This is a genomic window from Mesorhizobium sp. M7A.F.Ca.ET.027.03.2.1 (assembly GCF_003999175.1).
Classification (GTDB): Bacteria; Pseudomonadota; Alphaproteobacteria; order Rhizobiales; family Rhizobiaceae; genus Mesorhizobium.
On record NZ_RZOM01001577.1, the window covers coordinates 1 to 908 of the forward strand.

The following is a 908-nucleotide window of genomic DNA, read 5'->3' on the forward strand; positions in this document are numbered from 1 at the left end:
GGTCTCATGCGCGGTCTTCTCGATGGAGTCCATGTCGAGCAGATGGTCGTCCTGGCGCACGCCATAGGACACGACCTTGAACCATTTGCCGCTCATGTTGACCGGCGAACCGTGGGTCAGATGGCCGCCGGAATTGAGGTCGAGGCCCATGAACGTGTCGCCCGGCTGCAAAAGCGCCAGGAACACGGCCTGGTTCATCTGGCTGCCGGAATTCGGCTGGACGTTGGCGAAGTTGCAGCCGAACAGCTTCTTGGCGCGCTCGATGGCCAGTTCCTCGGCCACGTCGACGAACTGGCAGCCGCCATAGTAGCGTTTACCCGGATAGCCCTCGGCGTACTTGTTGGTCATGATCGAGCCCTGCGCTTCAAGCACGGCGCGGGAAACAATGTTTTCCGAGGCGATCAGCTCGATCTCGTGGCGCTGGCGACCGAGTTCGTTGCGGATGGCGCCGAAAATCTCCGGATCGGCATCGGCCAGCGTGGTTTCGAAGAAGGATTCGAATTTGTTCGACACTGCCGCTGCTGTTGCCATGGCCTGAAATCCTCGAGGTTCGGGGGCAATTTTTGATTTATGCATGTCGTTGTCCCAAAACCGCTGCACACTTTTGGGCGACATGCATTTGCCGCGCCATTAACACAGTTGTTTTCGCCCCGCCACGTTTGCGGCGCGAAATTTGCTGGCCGGATTGCGCCAGCCTGGCCCGCGGGTCGTTATTTCCGAGCCTTCCGGCCTTTCAGCAAGGCCTCGGTGAGCGTGATCTCGGTAAACAGCGCTTGCGACGTATGGTCGTTGATCTCGCCGCTGCGAAACATGGCGCGCACGGCCTCGCGCTCGGCTTCGATGCCCGCAAATCTCAATTCGAGCTCCAGCCTTCCGGCTTCGCGCGCCTCGGCGCGGGCCTCATCGGC

The 908-nt window shown here is 60.6% G+C and carries 2 pseudogenes; both read right to left on the reverse strand.

Annotated elements, in window-relative coordinates:
• A pseudogene (gene glyA / locus EN750_RS36540) lies at positions 1-531 on the reverse strand (serine hydroxymethyltransferase); the annotation flags it as partial.
• 179 nt (positions 532-710) lie between these two features.
• Positions 711-908, reverse strand: a pseudogene (locus EN750_RS36545) (Na+/H+ antiporter); the annotation flags it as partial.